The following is an 18294-nucleotide window of genomic DNA, read 5'->3' as shown; positions in this document are numbered from 1 at the left end:
AAAACGTAAAGCACATAGAGTGCACCAAACTTTAATCCTGTTTTCACGCTAACCTTATCCGTCTCTATCACTTTCTTATCTATTGGTTTTCCAGTGCCTGTCAACATGTCTCTGATCATCCTGATAATATTTGCAGGAAGATGTGTAAGATTTGATAAAGTCCGTTTTTTTACCTTGCCATCATCCCTATAGGATTCACGTAATAATATCCTCGTGTGACTTTTGCCACTAGATGTCTTTATCGTTGAGTAATCTATATACATAGTGACTACTATTATATATCATAGTTAATTTAATTGTCAAGCGTTATTTTTGTACATTCGACTATTTTAGTGTCTACATTTTGGCTAAAAAATATCCGTACCCTGCCATCTTTATTGATATCTATGCTTACTGTTTACAGAATATCCGATATAGCTGCTGCCAAGGTTGAGCGACAACCGAGGTTTACAGGTGTGGCACGGAGCAGTTCAAAAATGTCGCGGCACAAACTTAACGTCGTTAAGTACCCTAAGCGAATCATCGCCGTTTTCACGCTCCAGGACGTTGGGGTTTTCCCCGATAACAAAGAGGCCGGCGTTACAAGCATACCTGTAGACCTCCTCATCTATGACAATGCCCGCTACCGCACCTATGACCTGCTTGTCAGCGTAGTCCTTAAACGCCTGCCTGAACCTGGATAGCTTCTCTATGTGTTCATCTATATACTCTATATCCTCTGTCGTTAATGTGTGCCTGATAAATATTGCCATTGCGTATTGGTCGCCAACTGCCAGGATACTAAACCCAATCTGCATCTGCTCGTCGTCTGAGTAGAGTCGAATGTCATGAGAGATACTATCAAATTTCATACCCCTTTCCTGGAACATCTCATCTATTACAGACCATGCTAAATCTTCAACAAAATCATCCCATTCAGCGTCACGCTCAAGTTCCTTCAAGACTTTGTCGGTTCGCTCTATCCTCCTTTCTAATCTCTTGCTCTTCTTCTGCTCAGGTATTATTGTCCCGGACTTATCAGATTGTACGTTAAACTTGCCAAGTTGTGCATCTATCTTCTCAAATGCTTTTCTTAGGGTCTCCCTGTCCTGCCTGTTTTAACGGTTTCCCATGTTTATACGGACTTTCATAGATTCTGTTTACAGAATTAAGAATCTCCACTGCTTGTTTGGTTTCTATTTGCTTCAGCTTTCTGTAAGCAAGCTCTGACCATATAATCAAAATTGCTCCTTACAGTCGCAGGGCAAAATTGCTCCTTACAGTCGCAGGGAAAGATAGCCCGTACTCTTTTAACACTTTCTCGTGAGATATTGTTCTGTTGTTTTTTATGTCTTCTAAGCCGTGTTCTATTTCAGCTTCAAATTCAGGCGTAAATTGATCAGCGTCTTCAATTACATCAAGAATTACTTCCTTCAGCTCTCTTACGGTCAGGTCGCATATTTTTTTTCATCCAAAGCGCCTATCGACATGTTAATACCTCCAAATCATTTGTTTCCTACCACCTCCCCTAAAGGTAGGGGAATATACTAAGCTCGCCCTTCAGTTGCATACATTGCTATAATACTCCTTATTTCTTATATACTATCATGTCTCAGGACTGTTTGACAAGTAGTGGTTTCGCCTCCTGAAAAATCGGTAGCACTCCACCGGCGTGGTCACATCGCTTAAGCACAACAACAGTGCCATCCTTCGATAATGTAAAAGTGGCTTAAATCCTGGTAACCACGGTTGATTGTGGCGCTACCAATGAATGTTAGTAAGTGTTCAATCTGATATTTCTTCGCCTTTTTCTCTGCCGTCCAGAGACTTCAGCAGTGCAATCAGCCCCTCCAGTACGTCTGATGGTTCTGCGTGCCCCATGACGACCTCAAAGCCCTTCTGATTGTAGCGTATCTTATGGCTGCTCCTGGCCTCAACGTCAGACAGCCGCTCCGGTGGAGGGATGTCCTCTGGGGCAAAAGCGACAAACACTGAGCCGTTCTGGGGTGCCACAGAGAGCACCTTCGTCCTCTTGCACAGGAGCCTCACACGCATGATGTTAAACAGATTTATGAGTCTCCGGGGCAGCCTGCCAAACCTGTCAGTCATCTCATCCTGGAGCGCAAACAGCTCATCGTCAGTCTTTGACAGGGCTATGCGTCTGTAGAAGTTTAGCCTCAAAGTGACGTCCTCAACGTACTCATCGGGGATGACGGCCTCGACCTTGAGGTCTATTACCGGCTCTGTTCCTTGCTCTATGGGCATCCCCCGCAACTGTGCGATCTCCTCCTGGAGCATGTCCATGTAGGTGTCAAACCCCACTTCGTATATATGCCCCGACTGCTGTGCGCCAAGCATATTTCCTGCACCGCGTATTTCCATGTCCTTGAGGGCCAGCTTCAGCCCCGCACCCAGATAACTCAACTCCTGCATGGCACTAAGGCGCTTTTTGGCATCCTCCGTGATCAAGTCCTCCCCGGGGATGAACATGTACGCATAGGCACGGACATCGCTCCTGCCCACACGCCCACGCAACTGATGCAGGTCCGCAAGGCCAATCATATCGGCACGGTTGATGATGATCGTGTTTGCCGATGGGATGTCTATCCCTGAGCCGATTATGGAGGTCGATACCAAGATGTCTATGCCACGTTTGATAAACCGCACCATGATGTCCTCCAACTGGTGTTCGTTCATCTGTCCGTGGGCAACGGCAATTGATGCCTGGGGCACGAGTGACTTTACCTGAGCCGCTATCTTTTCGATATCGGCAATCCTATTGTGGACAAAAAACACCTGCCCCTTCCTGTCAAGCTCCCTCTGGAGGGCCTCCTTGAGTACGCCCTGATTGAACTGACAGATAATGGTGCGTACTGCCTGTCTGTCCTCGGGCGGGGTTGCAAGCGTGCTCATCGTCCAGATGCCCGATAGCGCCATCTGCAACGTTCGTGGTATGGGGGTGGCGCTGAGACTGAGGCAGTGGGTGCCCTGCTTCATCTCCTTGATACGCTCCTTCTGCGCAACACCAAAACGATGCTCCTCGTCTATGATGAAAAGCCCCAGGGCTGGCACCTTGACATCCTTTCGCAATAGCCCCTGAGTTCCTATGATGACGTCTATTTCGCCTTTGGCAAGTCGTTTGAGGGTTTCGTTTATTTTGGCTGGGGTTTTGAAGCGACTTATGAAGTCAATGTTGGCCGCAAACGGTGAGAATCGCTCCTTGAAGTTCAGGTAGTGTTGCTCGCACAGGATGGTGGTTGGCACCAGGATTGCGACCTGCTTGCCGTCATAGACCGCCTTAAAAGCCGCCCGCATGGCCACCTCCGTCTTGCCGTATCCGACGTCCCCACAGAGGAGTCTGTCCATTGGTCTGGTTGACTCCAGGTCGAGTTTTATGTCGGTGATAGCGGTAAGTTGATCGGGCGTGGGTTCGTATGGGAAGAAGTTGTCAAACTCGGCATGTACTGGGCCGTATGCGCATAGGGCCTCGGCCTCCACGATGCCGCGCTGTGCGTAGTGTCTGATGAGTTTGGCGGCAAGCTCCTGTACCTTACCCTTGACCTTCTTTCTGGCCTTTTGCCAGGTTTTACCGCCAAGTTTGTCGAGCTTGGGCAGAGCGCCCTCGTGGGCGTAATATTTCTTTATGACCCCGATGTTCTGGGCCGGGATGTAGAGCCTTGCATCATCAGCGTACCCCAGGATCAGCATGTCGGAGACAAACCCCTCAACCGTCTCCTTCTTCAACCCCTCAAAGACACCGATGCCGTGCTCCTGGTGTACCACGAAATCCCCAACGTTAAGGTCATCCAGCCTGCGCACGATGTCCGTAAGGGAGCCTTTGCGTGCAGAGCGGTGTCTGGATACCTCGCCGAACAACTCCCGTTCGGTCAGCACCATCAGACCGTTTATAAACAGCCCTTCGGTCAGTTGCCCCACCGTGATAAGGACGTTGCCGGTAAAGGAGCCAATGGCCTCGTGATTGATGATGGCAACTGGCGCTGAAGACTGTGCAAAGAGGTCACTGAGCCTCTGCGCCTGCGCCGTCGTGGAACACACCATGATGACACGGTGCGATTGCGCTATTGTCTCAATTGTCTGTGGCAGGGCGGTGATGGCTTGTCTGTCTTCGATGAGCACGCCCATGCCGGACATTGAGATTGCCCCGGCATCAGAGCCTTCACCTACGATGGGGGTCTTTGACACAACCGTCTGTGGCAGCGGTCTATCCCCTACTTGTACGCTTGTGGTGAAGGCTGCAGCCTCAGCAGCGATGTCGTCCATGAAGAAAAGGCGTTCCGTCTTGAATATTTCAAAGAGGTACGCTGCCCCCTCTGTCTGCTGTATGGGCAGTAGGACAAGTTCGTCGATTGCCTTGACCGTGCGTTGGGTATCGGGTGAGAACAGGCGTATCGATTCTATTTCGTCGCCAAAGAACTCCACCCTCACGGCCATCTCCATGGAGGGCGGGTAGAGGTCAAGGATGTAGTTGCGCAGACTGAACTCGCCCTTTTCAACGACCAAGGCAGCCCTCCGGTAGCCAAAGCAGGTGTGTAGTATCTCCACGATGTCCTCGCGGGAGGTTTCGTTGCCTGTTTTGAGGGTAAGCGTCTGGGAGCGGAGTGTTTCCGGGGTGTTTATTGGTTTGATGAGCGTATCGAGGGTTGTTATGAAGGAGGCGTTTTGTTGGTCGTTGACGATTATTTCGACCTGTCTGCCGGCATTTGCGGCATCCTGTGCATCGGGGAAGTATATCAGTGGATTGCCGCCGTTTATTTCGGCGTAGAACCTGAAGTCCTCAAGGATTCGCAGGCAGTCATCCTCGTTTTTAACTGCAAGGATATAGCGCTCCTGCACCGTCGTAAGAAGCAGCGGCAACAGGCTGCCCTTGAGGTTAAAGACGCGGCTTACTAAAAGCGAACCAAACGAAGGAAGGGATTGTAGCACCATTGATTCCTTCTCTTCTTGTTCACTGTGTATGCTCATATGCAATTGCGACAGGTTTACGCAATCGTTCTATATCACCGGGGCAACTGTACTTGAGATAGATGTCTCAGAAGCCTTCCTCCCCAGGCAATATCAAACGTTACTATGCAGATACGCTTTCAATTCAGTAACAGAAGTGGATTTCCTGATAAGCTTACTGAACGCATCCAATTTGTCTATTGCATCAATGGTTCTGACCATATCCATAAGCCCAAGCCCCTCATAGCCGTATTTGATATCAAGCATCCCTTCTATTCCTTTGAGTTCGCCTTTGAGTTCGCCTTCCAGTCTTCCTTCCAGGTTGCCCTTCATGAATACATCTCTAAAGACTTCGCTGTCTTCTATGTCGATGGTTATAGGCATATTCATTACCTCCGCTTTTACTTTTTTATACAAATTTACCAACTCGGAAAGATACAGTAATTTTATGACGTAATTTTTCCTTTCCTTGTAGGGCATTGGATAAAACATGTCAAGTATCTTCTTTATCGTGCCATCCACGTCATCAGTTTTGCACAAGATAGCCAACAAGGAATCATCAGGGTTATTTCCGATAAATAATTGATTGCCGTCAATAGTGCGTATGTCTACCAATCTGTAGGCATATTTTATAGTTCCAAACTCTATGCTGCTTAACATGTTTAGCGGTTTCTTACCAATATATAGGACAATCTGGATTGGTAATACGTCGTACTGGTTGTATATAAAACCGGAATAGAGATACATTCGCTTCAACATGGTACTATCGTTTGTTGATTGTATCTCTATGTGGATCATAGTGCCATCAGATGTCTTAATCACTATGTCAGGTTGTCTGGTCTGGATATCAGGGAACTGGACGTCTATGAACTGCCAGGAATCATACCCCGTCAATATCTTGAGGAATTGCCGGGGGATATCCTTGATTATATCCTTTAACGCTATATCGTACTTCTGGTGCATGGTTATATACTACCGGTTCCTAAGCGCTGTTGTCAACAGTGCTCTTTTAACATTGCAGGGACTATCCAACGTTTTGTTTATTTCATTTTCGCTACAGGGTTTTTTACAGTACGCTTTTTTTTTGCAATTGACTTTTGTCTCGGGCTATGTTATGTTATGTCTGTTGATTTTAAATTTACATGGAGGTAAATATGAAAGACGAAAGCATTGTAAGTGGGACTGTCGGATGCCTTGAGGCCGATACGGCTGCAGTGGGCAATGAAAAAGCGATTACAAAGATTAAAACGCAAGATGAGGCATTAAAGTCCTCGGAGACTATAAAGTACAGTATCACTCATAATCCACGACAATCCATACTGGCCATGCTAAGGTTTGACCCCAACAGGATTGCTACCCTGATGACCGGCATCGCAGAGTAAAGCGGTACAAACAATCCTTGCAGATTGCCGTTTATCACACCGACAATGTAGATACTTAAGCCATACAGAGTGATAATTACTCCAGGAAAGAGTTGATTTCAGAAAACATCGGATGGGTGTACCAGTTAAAAAAGAAAATGCTGGTGGCAATAGTGAATCTTCTTTTGCTGTGCAGCCTCATTGCTGTTGGTTCGGTTTTTATCCTGCTGCCCAAGGCCATGCTCAAAAGCACAGAGCAAATGACCCATGCTTTAAGCGATACCATGCTGATGACGCTGAAACACCTCATGATGAGCCATGAACAGCAAGCTATGCAATCAATATTTGATGCCCTCTCAAACGACAAGGATACAATAAGCTCGGCATTTATCATCAACGACAAGGGGCTAGTTGTCTATTCAACAGACAGGTCCAAGGTGGGAGTCACCCTGGACCGCTTCAAGGAAGACTCGTGCATTATCTGTCACAAACGTAAAGATACCCCCCCCTCTCAGAAGACACATATCGCCAGTAATACGCATGGAGAGAAGGTGTCACGAAACATTTCTGTCATATTTAACGAGCCTCCCTGCTATGGTTGTCACACAAAGGAAAGCAAGATAAATGGCAAGATTATTATCGATGCACCAATAAAACACACGGAATCTATCATAAAACGCGTTGAGGCAATTATCTTTGCACTAGGTGTGGTCTGTCTTGCAATCGTAATAGTGTCGCTGACCAAGGTGATAAACAAGTACATATTTGAGATACTCAAGCAGCACCATGAGATCACGCTTCTGTACTCCATGATGGAGCGCCTCAGCAAGACGATAGACGTAGAGGAACTAAAGGTCATCGCAATGGACATAATCCGTGAGACGCTCAAGGCTGACATGGTGATCATCGTAATGCCCCGGCAGAACAGACAATACAGGGCATATACCAAGGAGCTGGGCAAGGACAGACTCGTTAGGGTCAATCTGCACCACAACGAACAACTGAGCGGATTGATCAACAAATGGCAAGACGGAACACTCAATGAGTTCAGGATGTCTCAGGACAGGAAAGAGATATACATGAATATATTGAAAAATGACAGGATATTTGCCCTTTTCGTGTGCCAAAAGTTTGTCGGAACTTTTAATGCAGGGATGCAGGGCATCGTGGCCGCAATAAACAAACACGTTGTTATGGCCTTTGAAAATGCTTATCTCTATAACATTGCTATCACAGATGAACTGACCGGTCTGTACACGCAGAGACACTTCAGATACATCATCGAAAGGGAGTTTGATAAACTGCCGCTGTATACTGACGGCATCACTATGCTGATGATAGATATAGACAACTTCAAGAAGGTCAACGACACCTACGGACACGTAGCCGGCGATATGGTGATAGAGGGCGTGGCCGCATGTATACGCAACGCCATCAGGGATAACGATATGCCGTTTCGTTACGGGGGAGAGGAGTTTGCCGTCTTGCTCTCGGCAACGGACATTAATCGTGGCTGTATAATTGCCGAGCGGATCAGAGAGGAAGTGCAAGGGGCCGTGTTCACGGATGATAGTCTGTCGCTTAAGGTAACCATTAGTGTTGGTGTTGCCAATAGCCCAAGGGATGCCGAAGGCGTCCGGTCTCTTATCGTAAAGGCGGACAATGCGCTGTATGTGGCAAAGCGTTCAGGTAAAAACGTTGTGATCAAGGCCGAACTTAATTCTCACGAGGTGACAGACAATGCCGGTTAAATACATCAGTGGTAACGTAGTTGACGTAAAGAACGGCGCTATATACGCTGCCACGCTGGAGGTACTGGAGGGCAGGATATCCAACATTGCCAGAGACGGCGGCGTTTACGATAGCTTTATCATCCCCGGTTTCATAGATGCTCACATACACATAGAGAGTTCGCTGCTGACACCTGCGGAGTTTGCCCATATGGCGGTTGTGCATGGGACGGTGGCGGTGGTGTCCGATCCGCACGAAATTGCCAATGTGCTTGGTCTTGCGGGGATCGACTATATGGTGGACAGCGGCATGGGTGTTGGGTTGAAGTTTTTCTTTGGGGCACCATCCTGTGTTCCGGCCACGACGTTTGAGACCTCCGGGGCGATCCTTGATGTTGACGACACTGAACAGTTGCTCAGGACAGACCACATAAAGTACCTTAGTGAGATGATGAATTACCCCGGTGTCCTGGACGATAATCCGGTAGTCCTGTACAAGTTGAGTCTTGCCAGGAAGTACGGCAAGGTAGTCGATGGTCATGCGCCCGGATTGAGGGGGGAGGACTGCGAAAAATACATACGGGCAGGTATCGGCACCGACCATGAGTGTACCACCCTCGAAGGTGCCCTGAATAAGTTGCGACTCGGCATGAAGGTAATCATCCGTGAGGGGTCTTCTGCCAGGAACCTCGACACACTCGCCCCGTTGATAAACGACCACTACGCCGATATCATGCTGTGCTCCGACGACAAGCACCCCGACGACCTGCTGCAAGGGCACATAAACACAATGGTAAAGCGTCTGTTCAGGGCCGGTTACGACAAGATGAGCGTTCTCAGGACTGCATGTGTCAACCCAGTCCTGCACTACAACCTCGATGTTGGACTGCTCCAGGAGGGCGATGCCGCCGATTTCCTGGTAGTCGATAACCTCGAAGACCTCAATGTACTAAAGACGGTCATTAACGGTGAGGTTGTCGCAGAGGGTGGCATCTCCGTGAGCCTACGCAGGGCCGTCAGGGTCGTCAACAACTTCAACACTGGCAGGAAAAAACCCGGTGACTTCTTTTTTCCGCATCGTCCTGGCAGGTTGAAGGTCATAGAGGCTATTGATGGTCAGTTGCTTACGGAGGTGTTCTACGGTGATGCGACGGTGTCAGATGCGGTGGACGTAGAGGGCGGTAATGTCGTCTCTGATGTTGGCAGGGACATCCTCAAACTTGCGGTGGTCAATCGTTATCGGGAGGCCCCTGTGGCGGTGGGGTTTGTCAAGGGATTCGGTCTGATGCGGGGGGCCATGGCCTCCAGCGTTGCGCATGACTCACACAACATCGTTGCCGTGGGCGTTTCGGATGAGGCACTCTGTCAGGCTGTCAACCTCGTGATCGAACACAAGGGCGGGCTTACCGTCATTGATGACGGTGTCTGCGAAGTGTTGCCACTTCCGGTAGGAGGGCTGATGAGCGATCAGAGCGGCATTGAGGTGGCCACGGCATATGCCAGATTAGACACCCTGGCCAAAGGACTTGGCTCCAAGCTGAGGGCGCCGTTTATGACGCTGTCGTTTATGTCACTGCTTGTGATGCCCCGCCTCAAGCTCGGCGACAAGGGGTTATTCGACGTTGATTCCTTCGAGTTTACCGACGCCTTCGTGACTTGAGCAAAACTTTCTTGAAAAGTCGCATAACTTCATCCTTCGATTATTGCAAGTGAATAACTGAGATGTGCAGGTTTTATTTTTCTGCTAAAGTCATAAACAAGCCAGACGTTGGAATTTTCATGAGAACCGTTAGGAGAGCATGCAAGTACGGCTCTCATATCTTTAGTGTAAATGCGGATATTTGTATCACCTCTTTGCAGAATTATGTCTTTCATCTTTCCTGCAACTTTGTCAACATCTCTTGCATTACCTGGGAATGTATAACTAAGAAGTATTTGTAGCGCTACGGGTTGTATATAGATTTCATCAACATAAATATTCTTATTTTTACTGTCATTCAATTTTTGCCTTATAAGTTCGAACAATAATAGAGCTGCATCTTCACTACGCTCAGTCATAGGTGTAAGTTCAAAGATATCAAAACGACTAAGCAAGTCTGGTAGCATTTTCTCTTCTTCTACCATCTTTTTTAGTGGGCGACTTGTCCCCGCCACAATAAATACCTTATTTGTCAACAGCTCTCCAGTGTCATTGTCATTTTCCTTGTTTTTAAATGTTCCATCCTGGAGAAAACGCAACATTGCCGCTTGTGACATTTTATTAGGAAAATCCCCGAATTCATCAAGAACAAGTACGCATGGATATAAGACATTTTGTTGCTTCAAAAACCCTTTCTGTAAAAACTCCATCAGCTTCTCACCATGTTCAGCACAGTTAACTATCTCTAATGGTACAGATGTAATACTACTATCTCTATTTTTTATCTTTACAGCATATTCATATCTGATTACATCGTATAGTCTTTCTTTACCAGTCCCGCTATCTCCTAAAATAAGAATTGGTTTTGGCTGTTTTTTAGAATAATCGTTAACAGCATTTTTTATATATTCAAAAATATTTTCTTTTATGGAATCCTTTGTACGATTACCGCATATGTAGTATTCATCTTCATATACACCGTTTTTCTTATAGCTAATAAATTCATTTTTTACTTTAAATCTATAAGTTCCTCCATTTTGTTCGACATAGTCTACGTTTGATTTATATTCAGGGTTACCGTTGTCATCTTTAAAGTTACACCAATTCATTACTTCAAAAATACGCTCTTTCAGTTCTTTTGTCGAAGGGGCTTCTTCGCCATTATTTGCCTGATAAGGTAAAAGAGTATACAACGCCCTTAAGGGATTTTCAAGCTTTTGGGTTTTTGCAAACTCTTTTGATTGTCTATAGGGTACAATGCGCCTCTTTCCAAGTTCATTGTTGTCTATTACATAGCTATATGGCCTGCCACTTTTGGCTGTCCAATACGTAAGACCAAGGTAATCTATAGGATCATTGTTTAATATTTCTATTTGATCAAGACTAATTTCCTCACGTCCAACGTAAAGTGATTCTTGGTTCGTCTCTTTGCATTTAACACGTAAGCCAACCTCTATAGGGCCTTCATCTTCGCTAATTTGATCAATACCAACAAGTTGAGAATACCATGTAGGGTCACTTATGAATTTAGTTGCAGCATATGTTCCACCATCACTGAGTCCTGCACATACTACAATAGTGCGTCTAATCCCTTCACTCATAACTATATTTTTAAAGATCAATCCGTAATCATCTCTATATTTAATTGATCCTGAACTTATTTTATATTTTTGCCCGGATTTTCTGTCAATCATAGTTTTTAACCTTGCACTATTTTTAAGTCTATTATCCAAAAATAGATTGTTTTGAGTTTGTTCGTCATCCTCTATTGAAGGAGGAATGAGATAACGTGCCGGATAACCTGCCAAACTTTGCAAATCTCTGAACCAGCCATCTTTTTGCCATATTGTATAGTGCTGAGGACGCCCGACGATGATCCAAATGGTGGACTCTGGTATATCAGGATATATATCCTCTATAGCTCTGTATTCATCGCCTCTGTATGTTATAAAATTTAGAAGTTTATCTACCAGTAAAGAACTAAGAATAGCCTCTATCGTTTTATCTGATGGTTCTTTTGATGGTTTATTCGGCTGCTGTTTAAGTAATTCAGTTATGGTATCTTGATATTGATCAATGCTCTTAGGTTTATCTGTTTTGCATTTCAAAATACATTCAAAAAAATCTTCAAGGTACGTTTGATCTTTTTCAGACCAATCATGAATATCTCTATTTTTGATACCATCATTCTTATTTTTCCAATAGATTAAGTTTGAAAGCGTAAGTGACTGTAAGGGATCAGTTCTGACAGGAAAAAACTTAACACGATTTCTTAAATTTTCTCCAGCAAACAGCCTTGCAAGCTCAACAAGTGCCAGGCAATCGGTAGACCTATGAAAAAACTCACCAGGCTGCATGTAAAACACTGTTATTTTTTCATTTGTCTTAAACACCCTCGATAAAAATGGATTGTCTTGCATTTCAGTCCTCCGTTCTATAATTAGCTACTGTAGTTTATCACACAATAAATCCCCATGTCAAGATAAATTTTGTTCACTCAGCGGTGCTCACTGACAAATACCTGTATGAGATTATTGCGAAAAATAATCTCTATATTTGCAGTAAAACCATTGCCAAAAGACATTCGTCACACTCACTGAGAATTGCATCAGGACTACCATTTTTTTGGGCAAAGTTCCGGAACTGTTTTTTTCGCAGGCAAATCTTGTACAATATACAATGGAAGCAGGGTTTGATCTGAACGGGTTCATCGCCCAATGTATGCAGGACTGTACGCAGGACAATGACGAGTCTGTCTTTGAGGGCGTACTCAATATACTCGTGTACGAGGGCCTGATGGGTATCATCCACGATATGGGGGATTATTCCATACCAGACCAGCAAGACAGTGATATCCAGTTTGATGGTCGGGATATGAGCGACTTGACGCTGAATCGTCAGTTGCTCAGGCAGAGGCTGATCCAATACGCACAGGACAATGGCATCGACCTCGTTGAGACGTCCTCTGCCGCAACAGCTATATCGGAACGACTCGATGACGATAACATCCTTGATCTGATGGGTGTTCTTGCGGTCAATGCCGCCGGCAGCGGTATACACACTGCCCGGGTCTGCGACCGTTTGGGTAAGGCGTGGGAGACGGTTGGACAGAAAAAAAACGCCATCGAGTACACCCTCAAGGCACTGGAACTGGACCTGTCGGCATACGGCAAGATGCACTCTGCCGTCTCTGAACGGTATAATGCCATAGGCGTATCATTTAACAACATTGGCAGGCTGGATAAGGCCATCAGTTGCTTTAACAGGGCGCTGGAAGTAGACCTCAACATCTTTGGTGAAAATCACCCACGTGTCTCTGCCCGATACAACAACCTCGGCATGTGCTGGAGGTCTTTGGGTGATGCCGGCAAGGCCATCGAGTGCTACGAAAAGGCCATCACAATAGACCTCGCCATCTTCGGCGACAAGCACCCGCGCATCTCTACGCTGTACAACAACATCGGCCTTGCATGGGCAACCATGGGGGACCTGCACAAGGCCATCGACTACTACACCAGGGCGCTCGATATCGACCTCAAGTACTACGGCATGGGTACCCCCGATATTGCCACCATTTACAACAATCTGGGGCTGGCATGGCGTACCCTGGGGGATGTGGAGAAGGCCCTCGGGTTCTATACTCAGGCCCTGGAGATTGACATGAGCATCTATGACAATAATCACCCCTCTATCGCCAGGGACTACACAAACATCGGTACGGCATGGAGTCTGCTTGGTAATAGCCACAAAGGCATAGAGTTTTACAACAATGCCCTGGAGATTGACATAAACGTCTACGGCAGCAACCACCCCGATGTTGCCGTCGATTACAACAACCTTGGGCTGGCATGGTGTACGCTGGGATTCATCGAAAAGGGCATTGAATACTACAAGAAGGCACTCAAGATAGACCTAAACGTCTACGGTAAACTGCACCCCACCGTTGCCATACGCTTTAACAACCTGGGACTTGCCTGGCGTGACCTTGGTGAGTTTACAAAGGCCATAAGGTACTATGAGCGGGCGCTCAAGATAGATACCAGCCTCTATGGCGAAAGACACTACAGCGTGGCCAGGGACCTCAACAATCTGGGTTCTGCCTGGCGAGAGGCAGGGTACAAGGACAAGGGGCTTGAATACTTCACACGTGCCCTTGCCATCTTTTCAGACCTCTACGGTCCCGACCATCCTGGCACCAGGACCGTCAGGGAAAACCTCGACTACTGCATGTTGTGGAGTCCGACATAGGTTGCCGGATTTGTCGTTATACAGGGCATAACCAGTTCTTCATTGAAGCCGTTTTTGATGAGTCTCTTTGCGGCATCCATCACGGTCATAGAGCCGCCCATGAGGGTGTTGCTTGTGTTGATGATCCCCCCGGTGTAGTGTGAGGACTGTGTCTCTTTCACCGTGTCGGAGATGATGATAATCTTGCCACTGGCCTTCGTGCTAAATATCAACGATATAGTTTTTTGATGCAGGTGGTATGGGTCGGCGATGACCTCGACATAGATGTCCTTGTTGGTCAGGGCAAAGCCTGCGATACCCGGTTCGCGATGGTGGAAGGGGCGCATCGCGTTAAATAAGTGTGTCACACCGGAGGCGCCTGCATAGAAACCGGCTTCTGTCTCGGAGTATGTGGCATCGGAGTGTCCCATGCTCACGATTATGCCCCTGTCTCGCATCTGCCGTATCAACGGGATGGCGCCGTCGAGTTCCGGCGCTACCGTGATCACCTTGACCACGTCCGATACACCATCCAACAACTCGTCGAGGGCTTTTTCGGATGGTTTTATGAATGCGTTTTTGTTCAGGGCGCCGCATCGCTTGGGATTTAGAAACGGCCCTTCCAAATGTACGCCAAGTATCCGGGCCTGACTGATGGCAGTGCTTTCAGAGGATGCCTGTATCTCCATCGCCTTCTTCACCGTCAGGACATGGAGACGCATGACGTCTATTTCGGATGCGTAGATGGTTGGCACTATTATTTCAACACCGTTTTGTGCATGAAGCTCGGCTATCTTTATGATCTGCTTGCGTGAAGCCGTCTCCGTATCAAAACTGCCTATCCCGTGCGTATGTATGTCTATAACTTCCATATTCAGATGTACGTGTCCTTTTTTTTATTGCATTGCTATGTCACTATATTGCTCTATAATAACAATAACAACCTATACAATTGCAAGCAGGATTTTTATGGAGCTTTAATAAGCAGAAGAGTATAAGTATACTTTCAAAGGTCATAGAATGAGTTTTTTGAACAACTGAAGGTTCAAAGTTTAAAGAATCAGAGGGTTGTAAAATACTCAAAATATCACCTTGCTCAGTATAGCTATAACAACAGAAGAAAAGAAGGAGGGCGGCTCCGCCCCCTCCTCAGACCTCCCCCGCAAGGGGACCAGTCCCCTTGACCCCATTATTCTTAACCCTAATGTTCTAAACATTTATGCTCCGTTATTTAGCGGTACAGTTCCAACCTAAAAAAAAGTATTTGACATTACGACAGTGTACTGTTATAATAAATCATGTCAAATAAAAAGTACCTTATTAACGAAGTATCTGAGATAACAGGCTTCAGCCTGAGAACTATCCGTTACTATGTCAGCTCCGGTATAATCGAATCACCGGAAGGCAGGGGCCGTGGAGGGTTCTATAACGACAGTCACATAGACAAACTGCTCCAGATCAAAGGTATGCAGGAAAATGGTATGAGACTAAAGGATATCATCAATCTTGATAAATCCAACAAGACAGACAAAGCCGAAACGACCCGGCAGGTGTGGTTTCGGTATGAAATAGTCCCTGGCCTGGAAATCCACGTCAGGAAGGACATAGAAGAGAGCGAGAGGCAAAAAATATTTGACGTTGTCAAATTATCAAAGACGATACTTAAGGGGAATGGAGATGTTTGATTCAAGTTTTGGACTTCTTACGACAAATCAGGTTGCAGTCCCTCTGATGGCTGTTGAGGTGTACGGAGATATTATTGGCAGGGGGGCACGGGTGAAAATGATTCAACGTTTCAAGAACACAGAGTCCACTGCAATTGAGGCGGTATATAAGTTTCCTCTTCCTGCCGATTGTTCGGTCTGCGGCTTTAAGGTAACAACCGGGGATAGGGTACTTGAAGGGGAGATTGAAGAAAGGGATAGGGCATTCCATATTTACGATAAGGCCATCTCTGAGGGGCATGGCGCTTTTCTCCTGGATGAGGAAAAGCCCAATATCTTTACCCTCTCTGTTGGAAATATCTTGGCAGGCGACAGTGTGACATTAGCAATACTCTATGTTACCATGCTTGACGTAAGCAAGGATGAGGTACGGTTTTCATTACCCACAACCATAGCGCCCCGATATGTGCCGGATTATGTTGAGGACGTTGACGGCATCCCGGTAGACGAGCTGGTAAATCCACCGTTTACGCAACAGTCCACGTACTCTTTAAACCTTAGTATCAACGTATACGGCAAAGAGGATATATTAGCCATAGAATCGCCTTCTCATAAAGTCAGTAATAATTTCAATAACGATAGCATCACGGTTAGTCTCACATCCAACACCAACGTAATGGACAGGGATTTTGTCCTTAACGTCAAGTATAAGGGAGCCTTTACCACAAGGGGGTTTGTGTATGATGACGGCAGCGAAAGATTTATTCAGGTGGATTTTGTAAATAATGTCAACGAATCTGAGACAACGGAAAGAAACGATGCTTCCCAAGAGATAATCTTCCTGGTAGACTGCTCCGGTTCGATGCAAAACGCCCCTATACAAGCCGCAAAGCGTATCGTTAAAGCCGCTATTTTAAACACACTGAAGGAGGGGATGCTGTTTAATTTGTACGTCTTTGGCTCTTCTTATAGTAACGCCTTTCCGTTAAGCGTTACGTACAATAGAGGCAATAAGGACGCTGCCTTAGATTTCGTTTCAAAGATAGATGCCAACTTAGGTGGTACGGAAATACTTCCTTTACTACAGCACGTATTCAGCATCCCTGTTACGCCTGATATTAGAAGAAGCATTATAATGCTCACAGATGGCCTAACGGGAAATGAAGAGGGGATTTTTCAGCTTATCAAGTCTAATTCGAGGAAAAACAAGCTTTTTATCGTCGGCATAGGGTATGGAAGCAATGATTACCTGATCAAGCAGGCGGCTTCAATGTCAGGCGCTATCGCTACATTTATCTCTCCTGATGTCGCTGACATTGAGGCAAAGGCATTGGGGTTTTTCAGTAAGACACAAGGAGTATGTATCAGAGATGTAGAGATCACAGGGCGTGTTGATCTTGACCAGGTACCCGTTAGCCCTGTAGTTTATGAAGGGGGGTCTATCTGTATATTTGCAAAGACAAGGGACTCTGAGATTTTAAACCGTGATGCAATACATATAACCGGTACTATAAATGGTAAAAGACACAATGGTTGGACAGTGCCACTGAGAAAAGTTAATGGTAACGCTATCCCTATACCCGTGCTGTGGGCAAGGGAAAAGATAAGAGAAGTTGAGGAAAACAGCCTTGCAACAACCGGTTCCAGACAGAACAGGCGAAAGGACGGCAATGAAATCGGCGACGAGTTGATTCGTCTGTCGAAGAAATACGGGCTTATATGTCGAGAGACCTCTTATGTAACGGTTGAAAAGAGGCTGGACAATAACAACAGAGGCGAACAGATTGTCTTAAGAAAGGTGCCGGCTCAGTTGCTTCATGGGTGGGGTAGCGGTATCGATGGTGAGATAGATATTTTGATCAAGGGGGACGAGTACGAGTGTGCCGACGAGTGCGTGTGTGCCATGGAAGATTCAGGGGGATGGATGGTAGTAGCAGGAGAAGAGAGATTGTTCCCATTATTGGAACATATCGACTCAATATTTGAACAAGGAAAGGGGATTGAGATTGACCCTACAATAGCCGATTTGTTTGGTATCTCTATTAAGGAAATCAAGAAGTTAGCCAAAGAGATAAAAACAGAAAAAAGGACAAACAAATACATGCTTCTTTCCACACAAATAATAATGGAGTTACTTTCTGGTTATCATGTGACAAATCTTGAGAGTCTGGATATTATATCCGATGTAAGGGTGTGGCTGAGTACCGAAACAGGGCGTTGTCGTCCGAACTTGGGGGGAGTTACGTTGGAAGAATGGGTTTCAGAGTATGTCAAAAAACTTAAAGCGGAAGTTCCAGATTGGAGAGTTCGATATGTCCCTATAAAGCCTTTATAATAAACATTCTATGTTGATTTGCTTAAAAATTATTCGCACAAACAGTGCCTAACACTTCAGGAATTTGTATGCCAAGTTTTTCTAAAACTCTTTCGGCTATACCTGCCGGTTTTACCACCCTCGTAATTATTACACCTCCTATTTCTTCATCTACGCATACTATTTCATTTAAACTTGAAATTAGTTCATCTATTGGTTCTTCCATTTCACATGTTTTCTTTATAAATTCATTTAAAAGTCTCAATGCAAGCATTACTAAAAACACATGTCCTCTTGTTCTATTTTCTTTTGTGTGATATATTGGTCTTACTTCGAGGTGTGTCGTTTTCATCTTTTTAAAATCTTGTTCTACTTGTGATAATGATTTATATCTGTTATGTATCGTTTCCTTTTCTAC

General features: G+C 45.8%; 12 protein-coding genes and 1 pseudogene. 6 read left to right on the top strand and 7 right to left on the bottom strand.

Annotated elements, in window-relative coordinates; translation table 11 throughout:
* The 4 genes from Mcas_RS18900 to Mcas_RS15055 form a co-directional block, all read right to left on the bottom strand.
* A partial coding sequence (locus Mcas_RS18900) for an IS1634 family transposase N-terminal domain-related protein (RefSeq protein WP_492208019.1) occupies positions 1–263 on the bottom strand: 263 nt, incomplete at its 3' end.
* A 207-nt stretch (positions 264–470) separates the two neighbouring features.
* Positions 471–851, bottom strand: coding sequence for a hypothetical protein (locus Mcas_RS15065; RefSeq protein WP_156033415.1), 381 nt, complete (start codon positions 849–851; stop codon positions 471–473).
* 913 nt (positions 852–1764) lie between these two features.
* A complete protein-coding gene (gene mfd / locus Mcas_RS15060; protein ID WP_052567551.1) occupies positions 1765–4926 on the bottom strand; it encodes a transcription-repair coupling factor in 3162 nt (1053 codons plus the stop codon).
* 129 nt (positions 4927–5055) lie between these two features.
* Positions 5056–5904 (bottom strand): RpnC/YadD family protein, encoded by an 849-nt coding sequence (locus Mcas_RS15055; protein WP_040336378.1) that lies wholly within the window; start codon positions 5902–5904, stop codon positions 5056–5058.
* A gap of 191 nt (positions 5905–6095) precedes the next feature.
* On the opposite strand from Mcas_RS15055, the gene Mcas_RS15050 reads away from it, so the two are divergent.
* The 3 genes from Mcas_RS15050 (at position 6096) to ade (ending at position 9692) form a co-directional block, all read left to right on the top strand.
* The gene (locus Mcas_RS15050; RefSeq protein ID WP_040336377.1) at positions 6096–6323 is read left to right on the top strand and encodes a hypothetical protein; all 228 of its coding nucleotides are present in this window, start codon (positions 6096–6098) and stop codon (positions 6321–6323) included.
* A gap of 116 nt (positions 6324–6439) precedes the next feature.
* Positions 6440–8053, top strand: coding sequence for a GGDEF domain-containing protein (locus Mcas_RS17195; protein WP_156033414.1), 1614 nt, complete (start codon positions 6440–6442; stop codon positions 8051–8053).
* Positions 8043–9692, top strand: a complete 1650-nt coding sequence (gene ade, locus Mcas_RS15040) for an adenine deaminase (protein WP_040336376.1) — start codon at positions 8043–8045, stop codon at positions 9690–9692. The genes Mcas_RS17195 and ade overlap by 11 nt, the downstream gene beginning before the upstream one ends.
* A 29-nt stretch (positions 9693–9721) precedes the next feature.
* Here ade and Mcas_RS15035 read toward each other — a convergent pair whose 3' ends face one another.
* The gene (locus tag Mcas_RS15035; RefSeq protein WP_040336375.1) at positions 9722–12091 is read right to left on the bottom strand and encodes a sigma 54-interacting transcriptional regulator; all 2370 of its coding nucleotides are present in this window, start codon (positions 12089–12091) and stop codon (positions 9722–9724) included.
* Between the two features lie 205 nt (positions 12092–12296).
* Between Mcas_RS15035 and Mcas_RS15030 the strand changes: the two genes are divergently transcribed.
* Positions 12297–13919: a tetratricopeptide repeat protein gene (locus tag Mcas_RS15030; RefSeq protein WP_040336374.1), complete on the top strand. Its 1623-nt coding sequence runs from the start codon at positions 12297–12299 to the stop codon at positions 13917–13919.
* Here Mcas_RS15030 and Mcas_RS15025 read toward each other — a convergent pair.
* Positions 13892–14770 carry an N-acetylglucosamine-6-phosphate deacetylase gene (locus Mcas_RS15025; RefSeq protein ID WP_040336373.1) on the bottom strand — a complete coding sequence of 293 codons (879 nt, stop codon included), beginning with the start codon at positions 14768–14770 and terminating at the stop codon, positions 13892–13894. The genes Mcas_RS15030 and Mcas_RS15025 overlap by 28 nt on opposite strands.
* Positions 14771–15196: 426 nt before the next feature.
* Here Mcas_RS15025 and Mcas_RS17190 point away from each other — a divergent pair, with 426 nt between their 5' ends.
* Both Mcas_RS17190 and Mcas_RS15015 read left to right on the top strand, forming a co-directional pair.
* Positions 15197–15583, top strand: a complete 387-nt coding sequence (locus tag Mcas_RS17190; protein WP_052567549.1) for a MerR family transcriptional regulator — start codon at positions 15197–15199, stop codon at positions 15581–15583.
* Positions 15576–17897 (top strand): VIT and vWA domain-containing protein, encoded by a 2322-nt coding sequence (locus Mcas_RS15015; protein WP_040336372.1) that lies wholly within the window; start codon positions 15576–15578, stop codon positions 17895–17897. Before Mcas_RS17190 ends, Mcas_RS15015 begins: the two co-directional genes overlap by 8 nt.
* Positions 17898–17919: 22 nt before the next feature.
* Here Mcas_RS15015 and Mcas_RS18560 read toward each other — a convergent pair.
* Positions 17920–18294 (bottom strand): annotated as a pseudogene (locus Mcas_RS18560) (IS1634 family transposase); the annotation flags it as partial.

This window comes from Candidatus Magnetobacterium casense (assembly GCF_000714715.1).
Classification (GTDB): domain Bacteria; phylum Nitrospirota; class Thermodesulfovibrionia; order Thermodesulfovibrionales; family Magnetobacteriaceae; genus Magnetobacterium; species Magnetobacterium casense.
This window is presented reverse-complemented; position numbering and strand designations above follow the sequence as displayed.